Annotated in this window: 3 protein-coding genes; 1 reads left to right on the plus strand and 2 read right to left on the minus strand. The window is 65.0% G+C overall.

Going from position 1 to position 2,795, the window contains the following annotated elements:
* Positions 1–77 precede the first annotated feature (77 nt).
* On the minus strand, positions 78–458 hold the full coding sequence (locus tag ACK1VC_RS27385; protein WP_060518452.1) for a hypothetical protein: 381 nt from the start codon (positions 456–458) through the stop codon (positions 78–80).
* Positions 459–592: 134 nt separating this feature from the next.
* A complete protein-coding gene (locus ACK1VC_RS27390) occupies positions 593–1,780 on the minus strand; it encodes an MFS transporter (RefSeq protein WP_191087379.1) in 1,188 nt (395 codons plus the stop codon).
* A 106-nt stretch (positions 1,781–1,886) separates the two neighbouring features.
* Between ACK1VC_RS27390 and ACK1VC_RS27395 the strand changes: the two genes are divergently transcribed.
* Complete coding sequence (locus tag ACK1VC_RS27395; protein ID WP_016485434.1) at positions 1,887–2,768, plus strand: LysR family transcriptional regulator; 882 nt, start codon at positions 1,887–1,889, stop codon at positions 2,766–2,768.
* Positions 2,769–2,795: the final 27 nt, after the last annotated feature.

Below are 2,795 nucleotides of genomic sequence, written 5' to 3' on the forward strand. Positions count from 1 at the left end.
GTGGCCGGCACAGGCCATGAAAAAGGCGGCATCTTAACAGCCGCCTTCAGCATAAAACGATCCAGGCCCCGCGATATTCAGCCCTGGTTGGCAGGGTGATTGTGCTGCCGCCAACTGTCATCGATCTTCGACCAGGTTTTGCCGTCGGTAATCGCCATGAGCTTGCGACCATCCTTGAAGGTGGCCAGGAAGGTAGCTTCTTGCTCCTTGCCGCCTAGCCACAGCCCGGCAAGCAAGCCCACCGGCCCGGCCACCAGGGCCCCCGCCACACCCCAGCCCAGGGCGCTGCCCAGGCTGCGGCTGGTTTCCAGGCTGGCCAGCCGGAGGTCGCTGATGCGGGCCAGGGAAATCCGCTCACCCGGTGACGGGCTGCGCGGGGTCTTGAGTGTGAGCGATCCGTTGCGATACTCGCCTTCACCTTGCAAGAAATCGCCGGATTGCACCGTGAGTCTTGTCATAAAGTCGTCCTGTCAGGAAAGGGCATTGACCAGCGCCTAATGGGCGCTGCCTGGCCTGGCAAGTCAACGACCATGCGACGGAGGGTCGTGCGGTGCATTGTCGCCGTGGCTAATGGCCTCTTCGCGGGTATCTTTCAGGCCACCTGCAAGGTGGTCTTGCGCTTACGCTCGGCCAGGCCCCACACCAGCAACGCCAGCCCGCCAATCACCAGGCCCGCCGCCACAATGCCCATCCAGCCCTGGTACTGGAACAACTGCGTGCCCAGCAATGACCCCAGCGCCCCGCCAATGAAATAGCAGGTGATATACCCGGCGTTCAGCCGCGTACGTGCCTCGGGGCGTAGGGCAATCACTGCGTTCTGGTTGCTCACGTGCACCAGTTGTACCGCCAGGTCGAGCATCAGCACGCCCAGCAGCAGGGCCAGCAATGACTGCTGGGCAAAGCCCAGCGGCACCCACGACAGCAGCAACACCACCAGGCCCACGGTGGTACCCAGCGCGCCTTTGCCGCGGTCGGCCAGGCGCCCGGCCCAGTTCGCCGACAGCGCACCGGCTGCACCGGCCAGGCCGAACAGGCCGATCACTGCATCGGAGTAGTGGTAGGGGCCCTTGGTCAGCAAAAAGGCCAGGGGCGTCCAGAACAGGGCGAACAGGCTGAACGCCAGCAGGCCGAGCAGCGAGCGCAGGCGCAGGACCGGTTCTTCAACGAACAGGCGGAACACCGAGCCGATCAGTGCCGGGTACTTCAGCCCGGCATGGCTGTGATGCTGCGGCAGGCTGCGGTACAGCGCCACCGCGGTGACCGCCATCAGCACAGCGGCCAACACGTAGATGCTGCGCCAGCCGCCCAGTTCGGCCATAAAACCGGCAGCAGTACGTGCCAGCAGGATGCCCAGCAGCAGGCCGCTCATCAGCGTACCGACTGCGCGCCCACGCTGATGCGGCTCGCTGAGGGTCGCGGCCATGGGCACCAGAATCTGCGCCACCACCGAGAACAGCCCGGTCAGCGCCGTGCCGAGGATCAGCCAGGGCAGGCTCGGCGCACATGCACTGATGACCAGCCCTAACGTGGCAATGGCGGTCATCACGGTGATCAGCCGGCGCTGCTCGAAGAGGTCACCCAGCGGCGCCAGCAGCAACAGGCCGGCGCCATAGCTGAGCTGTGCGGCAATGACGATACTGCCGGCGCTGGCAGTGCTCAGGCCAAACTGCTGGGCGATGCTGTGCAGCAGCGGTTGGGCGTAGTAGTTGCTGGCCACGGCCAGGCCGGTGGCGGTGGCCATCAGCAGGATCATGGCGCGGCTGAGAGTGGGGGCGTTCATGCGGTTCTCTTGGCGGGCAGTAGGAAGTGGGGGAATTATCAAGAAGTGTCAGGCATGACACCAATGTATAGTTTTCAGCTTATCCATCTTGAAAGCAGATAGATCGATGAACCTCAAGCAGCTCGAATACGCCCTCGCCGTGGCCGACACTGGCAGTTTTACCCGTGCCGCTGAGCGCTGCCATGTGGTGCAGTCGGCGCTCAGCCACCAGGTGGCGCGGCTGGAAGCGCAGCTGGGTGTAAGCCTGTTTGAGCGCAGTTCGCGGCGGGTGCGCCTGACGCCTGCCGGTGAGGCCTTTGTGCTCAGCGCGCGGCCGGCGGTGGACGCGGCCCGGCGCATTGCCGATGACGTGGCGGCGGCATGCGGGCAGGTGCGCGGGCGGCTGGCGATAGGGGAAATCAGCTCGCTCACGGCGCTGGACCTGGTCGACTTGCTGGCCGTGTTCCACGAACGATTCCCGGATGTGGATGTGCGCTGGATCACGGCCAAGAGCGAATGGCTGATAGCCGATGTGGTCGAGCGGCGCCTGGACGTTGGTTTCATTGGCCTGTGGCAGGGCGAGGTGGTGCAGGGCGTGCAGCATCGGTTGCTGGCCAGGGAGGAACTGGTGGCGTTGTTGCCGGTTGATCATCGGCTGGCCGGCTGCGGGCAGCTGGCTTTGGCCGATCTGGCGGATGAAGTGCTGGTGGATTTCCCCGAAGGCACCGGGGCGCGGCGCCAGACAGATGAGGCGTTTCAGGCAGCGGGGCTGCAGCATCGGGTGCAATTCGAGATCGGCCATGTGCGCCTGGTGGAAAAGTTCGTGCAGCGGGGCATGGCGGTGGGCCTGGTGCCGGAACGGGTGGCCCAGGGTTTCGAAGGTGTGGCACTGGCGCGGTTGGTAGATGCGCCGGTGCGGCACCTGTATGCCGTGTGGTCCTCCAGCCCGACGCCTGCTGCCCGGGCGTTTCTGGAGGTGATGGAACAGCATCTGGGGGGCAATGATTGAGCCTGTTCTGGCCCCATTGCCGGGGAA

The organism is Pseudomonas sp. XP2 (assembly GCF_053557975.1).